Origin of the sequence: Bacillus sp. FSL R9-9530, assembly GCF_038008145.1 — a bacterium.
Classification (GTDB): Bacteria; Bacillota; Bacilli; order Bacillales; family Bacillaceae_G; genus Bacillus_A; species Bacillus_A mycoides.
This window is the reverse complement of the sequence record NZ_JBBOYO010000001.1, coordinates 3,587,240-3,607,713: the sequence shown is the minus strand read 5'-3', so window position 1 is coordinate 3,607,713 and position 20,474 is coordinate 3,587,240. Positions and strand designations below refer to the sequence as shown.

General features: G+C 36.7%; 15 protein-coding genes and 1 riboswitch. Of the genes, 12 read left to right on the top strand and 3 right to left on the bottom strand.

The window, feature by feature from the left end:
• Positions 1–8: 8 nt before the first annotated feature.
• The 8 genes from gatA (at position 9) to MKX66_RS17995 (ending at position 10,322) form a co-directional block, all read left to right on the top strand.
• Complete coding sequence (gene gatA, locus MKX66_RS18030) at positions 9–1,466, top strand: Asp-tRNA(Asn)/Glu-tRNA(Gln) amidotransferase subunit GatA (RefSeq protein WP_002010048.1); 1,458 nt, start codon at positions 9–11, stop codon at positions 1,464–1,466.
• 14 nt (positions 1,467–1,480) lie between these two features.
• The gene (gene gatB / locus MKX66_RS18025) at positions 1,481–2,908 is read left to right on the top strand and encodes an Asp-tRNA(Asn)/Glu-tRNA(Gln) amidotransferase subunit GatB (protein WP_002010050.1); all 1,428 of its coding nucleotides are present in this window, start codon (positions 1,481–1,483) and stop codon (positions 2,906–2,908) included.
• A 559-nt stretch (positions 2,909–3,467) separates the two neighbouring features.
• Positions 3,468–4,373 carry a diacylglycerol kinase gene (locus MKX66_RS18020; protein ID WP_002010051.1) on the top strand — a complete coding sequence of 302 codons (906 nt, stop codon included), beginning with the start codon at positions 3,468–3,470 and terminating at the stop codon, positions 4,371–4,373.
• A gap of 194 nt (positions 4,374–4,567) precedes the next feature.
• Positions 4,568–5,314, top strand: coding sequence for an HAD family hydrolase (locus MKX66_RS18015; protein ID WP_215590603.1), 747 nt, complete (start codon positions 4,568–4,570; stop codon positions 5,312–5,314).
• Between the two features lie 154 nt (positions 5,315–5,468).
• Entirely contained in the window at positions 5,469–6,833 is a 1,365-nt protein-coding gene (gene gabT, locus MKX66_RS18010; RefSeq protein ID WP_002140204.1) for a 4-aminobutyrate--2-oxoglutarate transaminase, read from the top strand.
• A gap of 306 nt (positions 6,834–7,139) precedes the next feature.
• A complete protein-coding gene (locus MKX66_RS18005; protein WP_002029493.1) occupies positions 7,140–8,507 on the top strand; it encodes a sigma-54 interaction domain-containing protein in 1,368 nt (455 codons plus the stop codon).
• On the top strand, positions 8,500–9,951 hold the full coding sequence (gabD, locus tag MKX66_RS18000; protein WP_002191777.1) for an NADP-dependent succinate-semialdehyde dehydrogenase: 1,452 nt from the start codon (positions 8,500–8,502) through the stop codon (positions 9,949–9,951). Before MKX66_RS18005 ends, gabD begins: the two co-directional genes overlap by 8 nt.
• A 47-nt stretch (positions 9,952–9,998) precedes the next feature.
• Complete coding sequence (locus MKX66_RS17995; RefSeq protein ID WP_002029495.1) at positions 9,999–10,322, top strand: DMT family transporter; 324 nt, start codon at positions 9,999–10,001, stop codon at positions 10,320–10,322.
• Positions 10,323–10,362: 40 nt separating this feature from the next.
• On the opposite strand, the gene MKX66_RS17990 is transcribed toward MKX66_RS17995, so the two are convergent.
• Both MKX66_RS17990 and MKX66_RS17985 read right to left on the bottom strand, forming a co-directional pair.
• A complete protein-coding gene (locus MKX66_RS17990) occupies positions 10,363–11,592 on the bottom strand; it encodes an aminopeptidase (RefSeq protein WP_193652534.1) in 1,230 nt (409 codons plus the stop codon).
• 116 nt (positions 11,593–11,708) lie between these two features.
• A complete protein-coding gene (locus tag MKX66_RS17985) occupies positions 11,709–12,785 on the bottom strand; it encodes a polysaccharide deacetylase family protein (protein ID WP_215590604.1) in 1,077 nt (358 codons plus the stop codon).
• 505 nt (positions 12,786–13,290) lie between these two features.
• Here MKX66_RS17985 and MKX66_RS17980 point away from each other — a divergent pair.
• Complete coding sequence (locus MKX66_RS17980; RefSeq protein WP_215590606.1) at positions 13,291–13,998, top strand: hypothetical protein; 708 nt, start codon at positions 13,291–13,293, stop codon at positions 13,996–13,998.
• Between the two features lie 46 nt (positions 13,999–14,044).
• Here MKX66_RS17980 and MKX66_RS17975 read toward each other — a convergent pair whose 3' ends face one another.
• Positions 14,045–15,241: a NupC/NupG family nucleoside CNT transporter gene (locus MKX66_RS17975; protein ID WP_002010061.1), complete on the bottom strand. Its 1,197-nt coding sequence runs from the start codon at positions 15,239–15,241 to the stop codon at positions 14,045–14,047.
• Between the two features lie 197 nt (positions 15,242–15,438).
• A riboswitch (purine riboswitch) is annotated at positions 15,439–15,540 on the bottom strand.
• Positions 15,541–15,661: 121 nt separating this feature from the next.
• Here MKX66_RS17975 and rlmD point away from each other — a divergent pair.
• From rlmD to MKX66_RS17960, 3 genes are all read left to right on the top strand, one after another.
• A complete protein-coding gene (gene rlmD, locus MKX66_RS17970; RefSeq protein WP_215590608.1) occupies positions 15,662–17,038 on the top strand; it encodes a 23S rRNA (uracil(1939)-C(5))-methyltransferase RlmD in 1,377 nt (458 codons plus the stop codon).
• Positions 17,039–17,239: 201 nt separating this feature from the next.
• Positions 17,240–18,229, top strand: a complete 990-nt coding sequence (locus MKX66_RS17965; RefSeq protein WP_002091313.1) for a tRNA dihydrouridine synthase — start codon at positions 17,240–17,242, stop codon at positions 18,227–18,229.
• 214 nt (positions 18,230–18,443) lie between these two features.
• Positions 18,444–20,462 (top strand): GAF domain-containing sensor histidine kinase, encoded by a 2,019-nt coding sequence (locus MKX66_RS17960; protein WP_012260239.1) that lies wholly within the window; start codon positions 18,444–18,446, stop codon positions 20,460–20,462.
• Positions 20,463–20,474 lie beyond the last annotated feature (12 nt).

The window sequence follows — 20,474 nt, the reverse complement described above, 5'->3', positions numbered from 1 at the left end:
GAATTTCGATGTCATTATTTGATCATTCTGTATCAGAGTTACATAAGAAGTTAAACAACAAAGAAATTTCCGTTACGGATTTAGTAGAAGAATCTTACAAACGTATTTCGGATGTTGAAGATAACGTAAAAGCTTTTCTTACATTAGATGAAGAAAATGCACGCGCGAAAGCGAAAGAATTAGATGCAAAGATTGGTGCTGAGGATAATGGTTTATTATTCGGTATGCCAATTGGTGTAAAAGATAACATTGTAACTAACGGTCTTCGTACAACTTGTGCGAGCAAAATATTAGCAAACTTCGATCCAATTTACGATGCGACAGTTGTACAAAAGCTAAAAGCTGCTGACACAGTTACAATCGGTAAATTAAATATGGACGAGTTCGCAATGGGTTCTTCAAATGAAAACTCAGGCTTCTACGCTACAAAAAATCCATGGAACTTAGATTACGTTCCAGGCGGATCTAGTGGTGGTTCTGCAGCAGCAGTAGCAGCAGGAGAAGTATTATTCTCTCTAGGTTCTGATACGGGTGGTTCTATCCGTCAGCCAGCTGCATATTGTGGCGTTGTAGGTTTAAAACCAACTTACGGACGCGTATCTCGTTACGGATTAGTAGCATTCGCATCTTCACTTGACCAAATCGGACCGATTACACGTACAGTAGAAGACAATGCATACTTATTACAAGCTATTTCAGGTATTGACCGTATGGATGCAACTTCTGCAAACGTTGAAGTAGGAAACTACTTAGCTGGTTTAACAGGTGATGTTAAAGGTTTACGTATTGCTGTACCGAAAGAATACTTAGGCGAAGGTGTTGGCGAAGAAGCTCGTGAGTCAGTACTAGCTGCTTTAAAAGTATTAGAAGGTATGGGCGCAACTTGGGAGGAAGTATCTCTTCCGCACTCTAAATACGCTCTAGCAACGTATTACTTATTATCTTCTTCTGAAGCATCTGCGAACCTTTCACGCTTTGATGGCGTACGTTACGGTGTTCGTTCTGATAATGTAAATAACTTATTAGATCTTTACAAAAACACACGTAGCGAAGGTTTCGGTGATGAAGTAAAACGTCGTATTATGCTTGGTACATTTGCTCTTAGCTCTGGTTACTATGATGCATATTACAAAAAAGCACAACAAGTACGTACATTAATTAAAAATGACTTTGAAAATGTATTTGCTAACTACGATGTTATTATTGGACCAACAACGCCAACTCCAGCATTTAAAGTGGGCGAAAAAGTGGACGATCCAATGACAATGTATGCAAATGACATTTTAACAATTCCAGTAAACTTAGCGGGTGTTCCAGCGATTTCTGTTCCATGTGGATTCGGTGCTAACAACATGCCACTTGGTCTACAAATCATTGGTAAACACTTCGATGAAACGACGATTTACCGCGTTGCACATGCGTTTGAGCAAGCAACAGACTATCATACAAAAAAAGCAAGTCTGTAAGGAGGCGAGCATAGATGAATTTAGAAACAATTATTGGTTTAGAGGTTCACGTTGAGTTAAAAACAAATTCGAAAATTTTCTCTGCGAGTCCAACAGAATTCGGAGCGGAGCCAAATACACAAACAAGTGTAATTGACTTAGGATACCCAGGGGTACTTCCTACTTTAAATAAGGAAGCAGTTAACTTTGCAATGAAAGCCGCAATGGCATTAAACTGTGAAATCGCAACGGAAACGAAGTTCGACCGTAAAAACTATTTCTACCCAGATAATCCGAAAGCTTACCAAATCTCTCAATTTGATAAGCCAATTGGTGAAAATGGTTGGATTGAAATCGAAGTAGACGGTAAAAAGAAACGTATCGGTATTACACGTCTTCATTTAGAAGAAGATGCTGGTAAATCAACGCATGCAGCTGACGGTTCATTAGTAGACTACAACCGTCAAGGTATGCCTTTAATCGAGATCGTATCTGAGCCAGATATGCGTACTCCAGAAGAAGCATATGCGTACTTAGAGAAGTTAAAATCAATCATTCAATATACAGGTGTATCTGATTGTAAGATGGAAGAAGGTTCTCTTCGTTGTGATGCGAATATTTCACTTCGTCCAGTTGGACAAGAGAAGTTCGGTACAAAAGCAGAACTGAAAAACTTAAACTCTTTCACTTACGTGCAAAAAGGTCTTGAGCATGAGCAAGTGCGCCAAGAAAAAGAATTATTATCTGGTGGTATCATCCAACAAGAAACACGTCGTTATGATGAAGCAACGAAGAAAACAATCTTAATGCGTATAAAAGAAGGATCTGACGATTACCGTTACTTCCCAGAGCCAGACTTAGTTGAACTTTACATCGACGATGAGTGGAAAGAAGAAATTCGTGCTTCTATTCCAGAACTTCCAGATGCACGTAAAGCTCGCTATGTTGAAGAAGTTGGCTTACCAGCTTATGATGCGCATGTATTGACATTAACGAAAGAGATGTCTGATTTCTTTGAAGCAACAGTTGCAGACGGTGCTGATGCGAAATTAACATCAAACTGGTTAATGGGTGAAGTACTTGCATACTTAAACAAACAACAAAAAGAATTAAAAGACGTTGCATTAACGCCAGCTGGCTTAGCTAAAATGGTTCAATTAATTGAAAAAGGTACAATTTCTTCTAAAATCGCGAAGAAAGTATTTAATGAATTAATTGAAAAAGGTGGAGACCCAGAAGAAATCGTTAAAGCGAAAGGTCTGGTTCAAATTTCTGACGAAGGAACACTTCGTAAGGTTGTAACAGAAATTCTTGATAATAATGAGCAATCTATTGAAGACTTTAAAAACGGTAAAGACCGTGCAATTGGCTTCTTAGTTGGTCAAATTATGAAAGCTACAAAAGGACAAGCAAATCCACCGCTTGTTAATAAAATCTTACTTGAAGAGATTAATAAGCGCTAAAAAAAGAGAAGAATTCTTATTTTTGAACGCTAAAATAGTATAGATTCTTAAAGATTAAACAGAAAAAACACCCGTATTTGGGTGTTTTTTCTGAGTTAATCAAACGTTTGTTTAAATGGTGAAAAATAATTTAAACAAACGTTTGATTAACTGTCAAAAGTGAAAAAATGTTTGTATAGCAACTATGGTATGATAGTTGCAAAAAGGTGGGAATAATGATAAATCTAGACATAGAGAGTTTTTTCATCTCATGAAATAATAGATAATTATTATTCATTATATGTAAATTGATGTGAGAGAATGGATAGACATAAAGTGAAACTTTAATCAGTGGGAGTTTTACTGCCTGCAAATAGCGGGATAAATTTCTTGGTTAAATAAAGCAAAACTATCAGGAGTGAATAGTTACTTTTGATGGGCTACACGAATCGGGTTCTTACTGCCTGTTTGAGCGGAATTAAAGAAGGATAGGAAGATGAGAGGAGGTAAGCATAGGGATACTGAATAAGGGTTCGGTGTATTCGTTTTTCAATGAATAAGGAATTTCCTGTGCTAATAAATGATGAAGCGAGCAAGAATTATTTATAATCCTACTTCTGGGCGCGAGCTATTTAAGAAGAGCTTACCAGAAGTATTACAAAAATTAGAACAAGCTGGATATGAAGCGTCTTGTCATGCGACAACTGGTCCTGGAGATGCGACTGTGGCAGCGAGGCAAGCTGCGGATCGTAAGTTTGATGTTGTTATCGCAGCTGGTGGTGATGGTACGTTAAATGAAGTAGTGAACGGTTTAGTAGGACATGAGCATCGTCCAAAGTTTGGAATTATTCCAGTTGGAACGACAAATGATTTTGCGCGTGCGATCGGTGTACCTCGTGTTATTGAAGAGGCTGCGGATATTATTTGTGAAGGAACAACGGTACCGTTAGATCTTGGTAGAGCAAATGATACATATTTCATTAATATCGCTGGTGGCGGCCGTATTACAGAATTAACATATGAAGTACCAAGCAAGCTAAAAACGGTATTAGGCCAACTTGCTTACTATTTAAAAGGAATCGAAATGTTACCATCATTACATCCAACATATGTTGAAATTGAGTATGATGGGAAGTTGCTACAAGAAGAAATTACGATGTTTTTAATTACGAATACTCGTTCAGTTGGTGGATTCGAAAAAGTAGCACCATATGCATCTATTAACGATGGATTATTTGATTTATTAGTACTGAAAAAAGGTTCTATCGCTGATTTAATTAAAGCAGCAACACAAGCGCAGCGTGGGGAACATATTAACAATCCGAAAGTACTATATACACAAGCGAATCGTATTAAAGTGCATTCACCTGATAAATTAATGATCAACTTAGATGGTGAATATGGCGGAGATGCACCAATGGAATTTGAAAATATATATCATTGTCTGGAACTATTTGTTCCTGAACATCAAGAGGATGCCCTGTAAAGGCATCTTTTTTTTGCTTTCACCTCACTATTTGCGAGCAATAAGATTCCCCCACTGATTAAAGTTTCTCTATGTGCAGATGAATTGTAAATTGTAAGTTAGTTTGATTTTTATGGTATTTTTACAATCCGTTTATTTTATATCCATATTTTATTGATACACTGGAAGAGATAAGAAATGAGAGGTAGGGTGCTATGGAGAAGGTAAAAGCAATACTATTTGATAAAGATGGGACATTAATGGATTTTCATTCAATTTGGATAAAAGTAGCTGAAGAGCTTGTTGCAGAATGTATAAATTTATATCAATTACCAGAATCAATGCAGCAGACTTTATTAAAAGAGATTGGCGTAGATGGAGCATTTGTTCATCCGCGTAGTGCGCTCGCTGCTGGAACGAGTCTTGATGTGGCCAAGGGGATTTGTAAGTATATTGCATCATCTAGAGAAGAAGAGATGCATCAATGGGTGAGTGAAAAGTTGTTTGCTCTTATGTACGAGCATCGTTCACATATGAGAATGACGGCAGATTTACCGAAAGTTTTACAAGCGTTAAAGGATAGAGGGTTTATTCTAGGTGTCGTTACAGCTGATGATTTCGCGCCGACAGAATTATTTTTAAAGCAATATCAATTGGAAGCTTTTTTTGATTGTGTTATAGCTTCAGATACATTTCCAGCACAGAAGCCAGATAAAAAAATTGTAGAATCGTTTTGTGAGAGATTTAATTTAGAGACATGTGAAGTAGCAGTCATCGGGGATACACCGACGGATTTACATTTAGCGAAAAATGGTGGCGACTGTTATGCGATTGGCGTACTATCTGGTACGGGTGATCGTCAAACGCTAGAACCACTTGCAGATTTAGTATTACAATCTGTTGAAGATTTAATTTCTCATTCAGGTGAGTTTATTTGGGAACAAGGAAAGTCTAATGTATAAATGAATAAGTCTATAAGGACTCTATATGAGTCTTTATAGACTTATTTTTTATGCCGAGATAGTAAGAGAATGGGATGAATACTAGAAAGAGGAAGTTGGCATACATCTTGCAATATAAAGAGAAAACATTGTATAGAAAAGGATGGGGTACACAGTGAACACAAAAAAATTTGCTAAAGTAAATGAACAAATTCCAGGACCGAAAGCAGCGTCTTTATTAGAACGCCGCCAAAATATAGTACCAAAAGGAGTAAGTAATGGTATTCCAACATTTGTACAGTCTGCAAATGGTGCACTCGTAACAGATGTGGATGGAAATCAGTACATTGATTTCGCAGGAGCAATTGGGACAATTAATGTGGGACACTGTCATCCAGCCGTTAAAGAAGCGCTTCATAAACAAGTAGATCAATATATTCATACTGGATTTAATGTGATGATGTATGAGCCATATATTGAATTAGCGGAAAAGCTTGCCGCAGTAGCACCAGGTAATTTCGATAAACAAGTGCTGTTTTTAAATAGTGGGGCAGAAGCGGTTGAAAATGCAGTGAAGATTGCTCGTAAATATACGAAGAGACCTGGAATTATCGCATTTTCTAAAGGATTTCATGGGCGTACATTAATGACAATGACGATGACAAGTAAAGTAAAACCATATAAATTTGGATTTGGCCCATTTGCTCCAGAAGTATATAAAGCGCCATTCCCATATGAATACCGTCGCCCAGAAGGTTTAACAGAAGAGCAGTATGATGACTTTATCATTGAAGAGTTTAAGAACTTCTTCATATCAGAAGTAGCACCAGAAACAATTGCAGCAGTTGTAATGGAACCTGTTCAAGGGGAAGGCGGATTTATCGTTCCAAGTAAGAAATTCGTTCAAGAAGTACGCAGCATTTGTTCAGAGCACGGTATTTTATTTGTAGCTGATGAAATTCAAACAGGCTTTAGTCGTACCGGAAAGTACTTTGCAATTGATCATTATGATGTCGTTCCAGACTTAATTACTGTATCTAAATCATTAGGTGCTGGTGTACCGATAAGTGGCGTGATTGGACGTAAAGAAATTATGAATGAGTCTGCACCGGGAGAACTGGGCGGAACATATGCAGGAAGCCCACTAGGATGTGCGGCTGCATTAGCTGTGCTTGATGTAATAGAAAAAGAGAAATTAAATGATAGAGCGATAGAAGTAGGGAAAGTCGTAATGAACCGATTCCAAGAGATGAAAAACAAATATAATTGCATCGGTGATGTGCGCGGCTTAGGGGCAATGTGTGCATTCGAGCTAGTTCAAGATCGCAAGACGAAAGTGCCTGATAAAACATTAGCGTCTAATTTATGTGCAGAAGCAAATAAGCATGGATTACTTCTACTATCAGCAGGAACATATGGAAATGTTATTCGTGTTTTAATGCCATTAGTGATTACAGATGAGCAACTTGAGGAAGGTTTAACAATAATTGAAGAATCATTGCAAGCTTGTTATGAGCAAGCAAATATCGCTCGTGTATAAAGAATTGGGATAACTTAAAAAAGGGCATAAAGCTTTTCTTTTTAGGCGAAAGAGAGCATCTGGCCATGCATAGAATCGGTCAGCCCCTTTTCCTGCCCCATGCCAAGCTAAAACAAAGTGAGGGTGTGGTTGCGATGGCATTCTGTATTTTTCAAGGCAGCGAATTATGTGTTGAAAAATATAAATAGATTTGTATAAATAACAAATTGAAAACAATCTAGCTTACTCTATATAAAATGCAGAAAATTCACTTTATAATAAAGATAGTGAAGTGAATCGATGGATTTAAAGTAAGGGGTGGCTAGGATGGTTGCAGAAAAGGAACGAGTGTTGATGGATTTACAAGATGTATTTGAATATGCATTTGACGAAATTTTTGTTACGGATGATAAAGGAATCGTTGTACGTGTAAATAGCATGTGTGAAAGACATTACCAGCTCTCTGCTAAGGAATTAGTAGGAAAGCATGTAAAAGAACTACAAAAAGAAGGGATTTTTTATCCGTCTGCAACGTTAGAAGTAATTGAAAAGAAAAGGCCAGTGGAACTTGTTCAAACAACGAAATCAGGAGAGTATTTGCATGTCCGTACAAGGCCTGTTTTTGATGATGAGGGAAATTTAAGAAGAGTGATTAGTTATTCTCGTGATCTTACAGAACTCTATCAATTACGTCAAAAGGTAGAGGAAATGGATAATCAGTTAAAAACATATAAAAAAGAATTAAGAGAAACATATGAACACGAAGGACTTATTTTTAAAAGTATCGCTATGCAAAAAATAATCGAAACAATAAAAAAAGTATCAGTAGTAGATAGTACTGTTCTCGTATTAGGTGAGACTGGAGTGGGGAAAAGCCGATTAGTACGCCATTTGCATGAAGTGAGTCACCGGAAGAATGAAAGTTTCTATGAAATTAATTGTGCGGCATTGCCGACGAATTTAATCGAATCTGAGCTTTTTGGATATTCAGGTGGGTCTTTTACAGGTGCAAATCGTGAAGGGAAAAAGGGGCTATTAGAATCAGCGCATAAAGGAACTCTTTTCTTAGATGAAATTGGTGAAATGCCGCTTGAAATTCAAGCGAAGCTTTTGCAAGTATTGCAAGAAAAAACGTTTCGTCCTATAGGCGGAAGAGAATTAAAAAAGGTGGACGTTAGAATTGTAGCGGCAACAAATAGAGATTTAAGTACGATGGTGAAACAAGGAACATTCCGGAAAGATTTATACTATCGTCTGAATGTCATTCCAATTTCAATTCCGCCACTTCGGGAGAGAACAGAAGACATTTTGCCGCTCATCTATCATTATTTACAGCATTTTAATAAAAAGTACGGACGTGATGTGAAGTTAGCACCTAGTACGTTACAAATGTTTGTAGGGTACCCTTGGGAAGGAAATAATAGAGAGATTGAAAATGTAATTGAACGAATTGTTATCACTGCTGATGATTTTGTAACGGTAGAAGATTTGCCACTATCTATGCAAGAGGCCACAGTTGAACAATCCGGACAAAGTCTTTATAGAATGCTGGAAGAGGTAGAGAGAAATATTATTCTTAAAGCGTATAAAACGTATGGATCAAGTTATAAAGTGGCTGAGTTTTTACAAATAAGTCAATCTGCTGCCACTAGGAAGATTAAGAAGTTCATAGAGGAGGAAGAAAACATTGGATAAAAAAGCGACGTTCGTAAACTTAGAGAAAAAAGCGATGTATATAAATGGTGAGTGGATTACACTGCAAGAACAAATCGAAGTGAATAATCCAGCGACAAAGGAAGTATTTGCAACTGTACCAAAGGGCGGGATTACAGAGGCAAAGCAAGCAGTTGATGCTGCACATGAGGCTTTTAAATTATGGTCAAAATTAACGGCAGCGGATCGCGCAGTAAAGTTAAAAAAATGGTTCACGCTCATTGATGAAAATAAAGAAGAAATTGCAGCAATCATGACGAGAGAGCAAGGGAAACCGTTTGCAGAAGCACTTGGTGAAGTGAATTATGCAAATAGTTTTGTTGAATGGTACGCAGAAGAAGGAAAGAGAATATACGGTGAAATGATTCCTGCTTCTCATCCGAATAAGCGTATTTTAGTTATGAAGCAACCAGTTGGGGTTATGGCAGCTATTACGCCTTGGAATTTCCCGGCTGCTATGATTACGAGAAAGGTAGCTCCAGCACTTGCAGCAGGCTGTACGGCAGTTGTGAAACCAGCGAGTCAAACGCCATTAACTGCATTGAAGTTAGTTGAATTAGCACATGAAGCAGATATTCCAAAAGGTGTAATAAATATTGTAACAGGTAGTGCAAAAGCAATTGCTGATACGTGGATGGAAGATGAGCGCGTTCGAAAAGTTTCCTTTACAGGATCAACTGAAATTGGAAAAGAATTAATGGCTAGCGCTGCGCAAACGATGAAAAAGGTTTCGCTTGAATTAGGTGGTCACGCTCCATTTATTGTTATGAATGATGCTGATTTAGATAAGGCGGTAGAAGCGGTAATTGGTTCGAAATTCCGTAACGCAGGACAAACGTGTATATGTACAAACCGCATCTTTGTTCAAGAAGAAGTGTATGAAGAATTTGCAGGGAAGTTCACAACAGCTGTAGAGCAGCTGAAAGTCGGAGATGGATTCGGCGAAGGAACAACTGTAGGTCCACTTATTGATGCGAATGCAGTTTCGAAAGTACAAGAACATATTGAAGATGCAATTCAAAAGGGCGGAGAAGTTTTATACGGTGGCCATAAATTTGCAGAGTTAGATGGTTATTTCATTCAGCCAACAGTAATTGGATTGGCAAATGACAAGATGCTTTGTATGAATGAAGAAACATTTGGACCGGTTGCACCAGTTGCGAAATTTAAAACAGTTGAAGAAGTAATCGAACGAGCAAATAATACACCATATGGCTTGGCTGCTTATATTTTCACAAAAGATATTAGCCAAGCATTCCAAATTAGTGAAGCGTTAGAGTACGGAATTATCGGCTTAAACGATGGCCTTCCATCAGTTGCACAAGCACCATTTGGAGGCTTTAAAGAAAGTGGTATCGGCCGTGAAGGAGGCCATTTCGGTATCGAGGAATATTTAGAAATTAAATATATTTCGTTAGGACTATAAGTAGTATACTAGAATCTCTATAAGGTAACAGAGAAGGAGATTCTAGTATGGTATATTGGCTATTATTACTCGTAACAATTATTTTTGAAGTAGCTGGAACGATTGCGATGAAGTTATCGAACGGTTTAACAAAGCTTGTTCCAAGTGTACTTATTTTCGTATTCTATGGAATTTGTTTCAGCGTGTTTGCTATCGTTGTTAAAAAGATTAATTTAAGCATTGCTTATGCAATTTGGTCTGGTGTGGGAACGCTACTTATTACAATCATTAGTGTGTACTTTTTTAAAGAGCATATTAATTTATTCCAAGCATTTTGTATTCTCTTTATTGTTTTAGGAGTAATTGGACTGAAAGTGTCATCGGCATCATAAAAGGCTATCTTCCGGCGTGGAAGATAGCCTTTTATTTTTATTAAAACGCCCAGTTACCTTTACGGAAGATCGGCTCATGTCTTCCATCAGCTGTAATGCCGTCGATATCAAGCTCAGCTGATCCAATCATGAAGTCTTCGTGTGTAATACTAGCGTTTGCGCCATTTTCAGCAAGTTCTTCTTTAGACATTGTTTTTCCGCCAACTAAGTTAAATGCATAAGCATTTCCGATTGCAAGGTGGCAAGATGCATTTTCATCAAATAGCGTATTGTAGAATAAAATATTTGTGTTTGAAATTGGTGAATCATGAGGTACTAAAGCTACTTCGCCTAAGAAGTGAGAACCTTCATCTGTTTCTACTAAATGTTTTAAAGCCTCTTCACCAGATTCAGCTTTATAGTCTACGATACGTCCGTTTTCGAATGTTAATGTAAAGTTATCGATAATATTACCTGCAAATGCTAACGGTTTTGTGCTAGATACTTGGCCGTTCACACCTGTTTTAAGAGGCATTGTAAATACCTCTTCAGTTGGAATGTTAGCCATAAATGGTACGTTCTTTTCATTTAAGCTACCAGCACCAGCCCATACATGCTTCTCTGGAAGTTCGATTGTTAAGTCTGTTCCAGGGCCTGTATAGTGAAGAGCTTTATAATGTTTTTCGTTTAAGTAATCTACTTTTGTATGTAGTGTTTCATCATGTTCTTTCCATGCTTCCACAGGATTTTCTAAATCAGCACGAGTAGCTTTGAAGATAGCATCCCATAGTTTTGTTTCCTGTTCTTCTGGCGCTACGTCAGGGAATACTTTTGCAGCCCATTCTTTCGTAGGAACAGAAATTACGCACCAGCTTACTTTATCTGCTTGTACATAATCACGGTATACTTTCATCGCTTCTCCAGCTACTTTATGAGCTGTTGCAATTTTCTTTGGTTCTACACCTTTTAATAGATCAGGATTCTCTGCATAGATGGACATAAATGCAGCGCCTTCTTTTGCTAATTCTTCACGAGCATTTGCTTTCCAAGAAGGGAATTCAGAGAAAGCTTCTTCAGGAGCTAGATCGAACTTTAAGCGTGTTAACGTCTCATCATTCCAATCAACATATACGTGTTTTGCACCAGATTTATATGCTTTTTCTGTAACTAGGCGTACAAACTGTACAGCCTCAAGAGGTGCACTGATTGATAAAGTTTGTCCGGGTTGAATATTAACACCAACATTGACTGCAAGGGCAGCATATTTCTCTAACGTTTGTTCAAATGACATATGTATAATCTCCTTTATTTTGAAAGATTTCTTACTATATATAATACAAGAAAATTCTAAAAATATATATAAATATAAAGTAAAAAGAGAGCTCAAAATGTATTGAGCTCTCATAGTTACTTAATTGAAGAGGCAAACTGTTCAACTGTAGTTGTATGGTGTATACGAACGCGTTTCATCTTTAACAATTCATCCGGTTCACCTTTCGTAATGAACTGTCCAGGCTTTGTTGTCGTTGCAAATTGATAGTGTTTCTTTGTTTCTGCGACAACTTTATCATCTACATGACCGAAAGGATAAGCAATTGCGATAACAGGCTTACCTGTTATTTTCTCTAGCTTTTCTTTTGATCCTTTTAACTCTTCATCATAGTTTGTAATTTTCGGCAAGTCTGCGTGTGTTGCTGTGTGAGATTGTACAGAAAAAATACCTGAATCAACCATTTCTTTTATTTCAGATGTAGAAAGAGCTCCTTCTACATCAACGTTATCAACAATCATATATTCTGTTGCCGCTGGTTTAAATGTATCGTCTTTTAGTTTTTGTAAAACATGAAATGCATTCATATTATTTTTCATACCGTCATCAAATGTAACGAAAATCGGCTTGTTTACTTTATTTATATCGCCCCAGCGTTCAAACGTTAACAAAGTATAACCATTTTCTTTTAAATACTTCATTTGTGCTTCAAAGTTAGCAGGCGATACGAATAAATCTTTAATACCTTGTCCATGATAATCATCAATTGCGTGGTACATAAGAACGGGAACTTTTTGCTCGAAAGTAATAGTAGATTTCGTAAGTGGAATAGCTTTTCCACCCTCTGTTGTTCCTGTTGCTTCAATTTGGTATTCACCGCGTTTTCCTTCAAATTCTTTTATATCAAAGGGAAGTGTAAATTGTTGATCTTTCTCTTTAGAAGAAAAAGATTTAGCACTTTCCTTTCCATCAGCAGTGCGCCAAATTTTATATTGTACTTCGGTTAAAGAATCTTTTATGTCTGTAATATGAATATTTGCGTTTGTAGATTCGTGCGTAATTGGATTATAAGAAATTTTACCTTGTTCCCGCACCATCTCTTCTTGTTTCTTAACCTCTTGAACCTTTTTTTCTTTTTTAGGCTCTACATTGCTAGTATTACATCCTGCTAGAATGGCAGATGTACATAAAGCAATCGCTGCGTATTTTCTCATAAAATCACCTTCTATTGTGTATTATGTTGCATGCTTACATTAAAATCCCCACCGCTATAAGAGAGGTGGGGATATACCCTTGTTCATCATATCATTTTTAGGTGAATGGTAGGTTAGTGACTTTGAATAGAGGTATTCTTGCGTTTCTTATTTGATTTGATAATGATATAACCTACTACAAAAATAAGAGGGATAATGAATACATAGATTGGCATTCCCCATACATAATAGCTTTTCATGCTTAAAACTAGTAAGTGTAAGAAGTCGAAAAGGGCGTGGGCTTTCATAATATCCTCCAATATATTTTTTGCAAATTATAACATTTTTCATTTGTAATTTGTATATTTTGGTAAATGATTTAAGTTAATTTTAAAGTAAGAGAAAGGTTTATTAATATGCAATTTTGCATATGTAGAGTAGTTTCTATTAAAATATCAGGATCTTGGACTATAATAAGAACCGCTATAAATGTAAGTAAGAATGATGTACGGAGTGGAGAACAGAAATGAAATATAAAAAACTAGTATATATCCTTTTCATATCGCTATTCATAGTCGGTTGTCAAAGTGAAGTGAGTAAAGCGAATAGTGTGGAGGAGTATATTCCACCGCACCTTATGAATGCGGAAGTAACGGCGGATATTATGACGATTGAAATGGATCGTGATACCTTAAAAAAAGTAGAGGTTATTGCTAAAAAAATGAGTGATCATGTGAAAAATGATAAAGAGTGGTATGTAAACTACATATCGGGGCATATAGATAAACAGGTGAAGCCATATCATCCTAATTTTGGTATTACAGAAGAAGAATATAACTTTTTTAGGAACGCCGTTGAGAATAGTAGTTTATCTAATACAAGTGATGGAAAACTGCAATTTAAACAAAAAAGTAACCATGAGATAGAAATTGTTTCAAGCAAAAACTTAGAGCTATTTCGAAATATAGTAATTGATACGGAGAAAAATATAGTAAAAACTTCGTTTGGAGAATGTCAGTATGTTGGAGAAGAAAAAACATCTTTGGAACAAAAGATAACGGGGCCCTGGCATGGCAAGCAATGGATGCTAAAAGAAGAAAATTTAATTTATATATTTTCTTTGGGTAAGCTTGAAGGAGAGGATAAAACCATTATTGATATTTCAGTAAAAGGTATACACGAAGGAAAACTTATTAGTAAAGAGGAAGTAATTGAATTCCGTTCTATTTCATAAGGAATCAAAAAAATCACCTTACTTAAAAGCGTAAGGTGATTTTTTATTAAATAAACAATCCAGCGATTGTTGCAGATAAAATAGAAGCAAGTGTTGATGCAAATAGCATTTTCCAACCGAATTTTGATACGATGCTTCCTTGTTTTTCAGAAAGGGCACGGATTGTACCAACAATCGCACCAATTTGGCTAATACTTGCGAAGCTAATTAAGAATACTGTAACGATTCCAACTGTACGTGGAGCTAATGTTGCAGTAGCGCCTTTTAAATCAAGGATTGCTACAAACTCGTTTAATACAATCTTCGTACCCATAATACCACCAGCTGGGATAATATCTTGAGTTGGAATACCCATTAAGAATGCGAATGGAGAAAGTATATAACCGAAGATTTGTTGTAAAGTAACAGCATATCCCATTGCACCTGAAGCAGCGCTAATTACGTAGTTTACAACTTCCATAACACCAATGAAGGCAATCATTAACGCAGCAACGATACCAGCTACTTTTAAACCATCAAGCGCACCGTTAATCATAGCGCCGATAAGGCTATCTCCGAATAGGTTTCTATCAAATTTTTGAACCACTTCGTCTTCTTTTTTCGTATCAACTGGTGTTAATAATGAACAAACGATTAAGCTTGAGAATAAGTTTAGCGGAAGAGCCGCTAATACATATTTCGCATCTAACATCATAACGTATGATGCTGTTACAGAGGCAGAAACTGAGCTCATTGCAGAACAACAAATGATAAACATACGGTTTTTATTAAAATGTTGTAAATCATTTTTAATAACGATTAATGCTTCACTTGAACCAAAGAATACAGAATTTACTGCGTGGAATGATTCAACGCGTGGTAAACCAGTAATTTTTGAAAGTGCACCGCCGACAATACGAACGATGAATGGTAAAACACCTAAATAACTAAAGATAGAAAGTAGTGCTGAGAAAAATACGATAATTAGTAATACGTTTAAGAAAAAAACAAAATCTCTTTGAATTCCATTAAAGAGAAAATCGACACCTGTCGTACCAAGTTTAATTAGTTTGTTGAAAACTTTACTAATGAAGATGATAATTTGCTGTCCGATCTTTGTGCCAAACATAAACCAACCGATTAAAATTTGGAAACTAATCATAATAGCAATTGCACGGAAGTTGATTTTACTTCTATTGTTTGACAAAGCAAAGCATAAACCTAAAACGACAAGAATACCGATAATGCTCATTACATATTGCATGTAGTTGCCCCTTTCAGAAGTTCGTATAAAGTTTTTACATAAAACGCTCGTTATATTACTAAAAATAAAGTAATGGAAGTTTCATGTCATACGTAAGATGTCTGACCTTTTTGAAAAATAAAAAAAAGACCCCTATGGATTCACTTTCATCTATGAGAGAAAGCTAATCAATAGGAGTCTTTTTTATACATAGGCTAATATTCATTAGTTTTCCCCATAGTCCAGCAATTTAAGGTTGCCGGGTAGAAACTCTCGATCCATATTATCGACTATATATGAGGTAACATCATCCGTATTAAATTAGTAGTAGCGTAACATTACTAGAGAACTATCGTCAATAGCTTTTTTTCTTCCAATAGAAATAGACCATATAAGTATGATAAAATGTAACGCAGTGTTATGAAAAAGAGAGGTCGGAAAATGAGTATAAAAATGACGCCACCAGTTGAAAAAAACGAGTTTATAGATGTAGTGTTTGAAGATTTAACACATGATGGTGCCGGTGTTGCGAAAGTGAAGGGATATCCTATTTTCGTAAAAAACGGATTACCAGGTGAGGAAGCGCAAATTAAAATTATTAAAGTGAAGAAAAACTTCGCGTTCGGTCGTTTAATGAAGCTTCATCAAGAAAGTCCATATCGTAAAGATGCAGAATGCCCCGTGTACAACGAGTGCGGAGGTTGTCAACTTCAGCACTTAACATATGAAGGACAATTAAAAGCGAAAGAAAAACAAGTGCGTGACGTTATGCAGCGCATCGGTGGATTAAGTGATGTTCCTGTTCATCCTGTACTTGGCATGAAAACCCCGTGGGTATACCGCAATAAAGCACAAGTGCCGATTGGAGAACGTGAAGGTGGACTTGTAGCTGGTTTCTATCGTCAAGGAACGCATGACATCATTAATATGGAATCATGCTTAATTCAGGCGGAAGAAAACGATACATTAATTCAAGAAGTAAAACGTATTTGTGAAAAGCACGGTATTTCGGCTTACAATGAAGAGCGTAACAAAGGAACACTTCGCCACGTAATGGCTCGCTACGGACAAGTAACAGGAGAAATTATGCTTGTCTTCATTACACGTACAGCTGAATTGCCAAATAAAGAAGCAATCATTGAAGAAATCGCAGCGAAATTCCCAGAAGTAAAATCAATCGTTCAAAACGTAAACACGAAACGTACAAACGTTATTTTCGGAGACAAAACGACAGTACTGTACGGATCAGAATATATTTATGACTTTATCGGTGACATTAAATTTGCGATTTCAGCACGTTCATTCTATCAAGTAAACCCAGAACAAACGAAAGTACTATACGATAAAACGTTAGAATACGCAAAATTAAATGGTAACGAAACAGTAATTGATGCCTATTGCGGAATTGGATCAATCTCCTTATTCCTAGCACAAAAAGCGAAAAAAGTGTACGGCGTTGAAATCGTCCCAGAAGCAATCGAAGACGCAAACCGAAACGCAGCACTAAACAACATGACAAACGCTGAATTTGGCGTAGGAGAAGCAGAAGTAGTCATTCCAAAATGGTACAAAGAAGGCGTAATCGCCGACACAATGGTCGTAGACCCACCGCGTAAAGGCTGTGACGAAGCACTACTAAACACAATCATCGACATGAAGCCAAAGCGCGTCGTATACGTATCATGTAACCCAGCAACATTAGCACGTGACTTAAAAGTACTAGAAGAAGGCGGATATAAAACACAGGAAGTACAGCCTGTTGATATGTTCCCGCATACGACTCATGTGGAGTGTGTGGCTTGGCTTAAGTTGGTATAATAAAAAAGCAGTTGATATAGAAAAATCTATACCATCTGCTTTTTGGTTTATAAAAATACCATTCAGCAACGATTTTAGTTAAAATGAGTATTGCTGATTTTCACAAAATATAAATGTCCAAATGTACTTTTGCTATTTGGCTTTATATTTTTAAATTGAGAGTTTGAAATTGTATTCATATTGAGAGGATTTGAATTTGAAATGATAGATAATTTTTGGAATGATTTACCACGACCGTTTTTTGTACTTGCACCAATGGAAGATGTGACAGATGTTGTTTTTCGTCACGTAGTAAGTGAAGCTGGTTGCCCAGATGTATTTTTCACAGAGTTTACAAACTCGGATAGCTATTGTCATCCAGAAGGTATGAAAAGTGTACGTGGCCGTTTAATTTTTACAGAAGATGAACAGCCGATAGTCGCGCATATTTGGGGAGATACTCCTGAATATTTCCGCCAAATGAGTATTGGTATGGCAGAGCTAGGATTTAAAGGTATTGATATTAATATGGGCTGCCCTGTACCGAATGTAGCATCAAGAGGAAAAGGTAGTGGCCTTATTCTACGTCCAGACGTTGCGGCAGAACTTATTCAAGCAGCAAAAGCGGGCGGACTACCTGTCAGCGTAAAAACACGACTGGGCTTTAAAGAATTAAGCGAATGGGAAGATTGGCTAACGCACATTTTCAAACAAGATATTGCGAACCTTTCTATTCACTTACGTACAAGAGAAGAAATGAGTCAAGTAGATGCGCACTGGGAACTAATTCCGGAAATTAAAAAATTACGTGACCGTATCGCACCAAATACGCTAATAACAATCAATGGAGACATTCCTGATCGTCAAACTGGAATGGAACTTGCTGAAAAATACGGTATTGATGGCGTTATGATTGGACGAGGTATCTTTAAAAATCCATTTGCTTTTGAAAAAGAGCCAAGAGAACATAGCAGTAAAGAACACCTTGATCTTCTAAGACTACAGCTTGATCTTCAAGATCAATATGCAGAAGTACTACCACGCTCAATCACAGGGCTTCATCGCTTTTTCAAAATTTATGTAAAAGGATTCCCTGGAGCTGCTGAACTAAGAAATCAATTGATGAACACGAAATCAACTGATGAAGTGCGTGCGTTGCTTGATAAGTTTGAGGCGAGTGTTGATAAGGATGGAGATAGTGAAACAGTGTAACTTTTGAAAGTTAGAGGGGATAGGGTGTAGCGATTTTATGAGTGTTTGTTTCATTTTAATTAAGGTGAACCGTATCATAAGTAAGTGAGGTATTCTATGTAAAACAAGGGTAAGAAAAGAATACAGGAGAAAATTGAAAATGGCAGGTTGGTCTTGATTTTCACTGATATTATCATGTTTATTTTATTATGCCTATAACTTGGAGGCTATGTGAATGTTAAGTGATCAGACGAGATATTCTAGGCTCGCGAATATAACAAAAATAATAAATACAAAATTAGAACTACGTGAAGTATTACAGCGTGTAACAATGGCGATATCAGAGGAGATTGTTAGGTGCAACGCTGTTGGAATTTATTTACCCCAGGAAGATGGAACATTTAGAGGGTTTGCAGGGAAACCAGAGACCATAAATGGCGTAACGCTCGATACTCAGGTAATTGATCCTGAAATAGACTTACTGGCAAAAGAAGTTATTGAAACAAAAAAAACCATCTATATCCCTGATACCTCAAAGGATCATCGGCCGGATCCAAGACCAGTTGATGCGTTCAAAATTAAGTCCTTATTAGCCCTGCCTATCTCATTTGGACAAGAGTTATTTGGTCTGGTTTTTTTATTTGATTATGGAGTTCCAATGAACTTAACAGATTCAGAGATTCAAAGTGTTGAAGCTTATGTAAATATGGCTGCGGTCGCAATTCAAAACGCAAATAATTTAACACAAAAGGAAAACCTTATTGCCGAGAAGCAGCTGTTACTAGATGTTACCCGTGATTTATCAATGTGTTCCTCGATACAGGAGAGTTTTGATAAATGTTTTTTTTACTTAGGACAGATTTTAGAGAGTAAAAACATGGCTGCCCACCTTTTAGACCCGCTAGACAAAACAACGATTAAAACAACGAAGTTAAGCAAGGACTGTGATTGGACAGAAGCGGATTGGATGGAGAAAAGCTATGAAGCCAAGATCCAAGAGGTTATTCAAACAAAAAATATAGATAGTAAGGGTCTACTGATGATTCCATTGGTTTCAATGGGAGAAGTATTAGGGGTAATCGTCGTTGGCAAAGAGGGAAAAGCTCACAATTACGATAATTCCCAAATTCAACTGGCAAAATCTATCGTTGATGCCACAGCTCCTACGTTTTCAAACTTGTTATATATGGATCAACTTGAAAGCATGGTGGAAGAGCGAACGAGAGAACTAGCTGCTGCTAATGAAAAAGTTACAAGTGTGATTGAAATTATTACGGATGGATTCTTTACTTTGAATAATAAATGGGAATTCACGTACGTAAATAAGCATCAATATTTTCCACAAAGAAAAACAGCAAAAGATGTATTAGGTAAGAATATATGGGAGGTCTTCCCGAGTAGCGTCGACGCAGTTATGTATAAGGAATTTCATCGTGCAATGTCAGAGCGAATTACAGTTCATTTCGAATTTTTTTCTATCTCTGATGAATATTGGCACGAAGTTATTGCATATCCGTATGATGATGGTATTTGTTGTATTTTTAAAAACATAACGGAAAAAAAGCAATATGAGCAGGAATTGAAAAGGTTATCCAACATAGATTTAATAGGGCAAATGGCAGCAGGTATCAGCCATGAGATTAGAAATCCAATGACAACAGTAAGAGGATTTTTGCAGTTATTAAAAGAAGAGCGCACCTATGAGAAACATAATAAGTACTTTAATTTAATGATTGAAGAACTTGATCGTGCCAATTCTATTATTACTGAATTTCTCTCAATCGGTAATACAAGGAAATCGGATTTGCAGATGTTAGATTTAAATTCAATTATCCACGATATTATTCCTTTAATAAAGATTGATACGTATAATCAAAATAAATATATTCAAGTCGATACAAATGACATTCCGGAATTATTTTTAAATCGTAATGAGATACGACAATTATTAATAAACCTATACCGTAATGGCTTAGAAGCGATGAGCACAGGGAAAGTTCTAACCATTAGCACCTACAAGGAATGTCAAAATTGTGTGGTGCTTGCAGTGCGGGATCAAGGAAAAGGTATCAGGCCTGAAGTGTTAGAGAAACTGGGTACTCCATTTTACACGACCAAAGATAATGGAACTGGATTGGGATTAGGCATATGTTATGCCATTGCTGCCCGGCATAATGCGAAAATAGAAATTCAAACAGGCTCGGAAGGCACTACCTTTTTTGTTAAATTTAATTATGAAAATAATGAACAATAACCTCATTTAGAT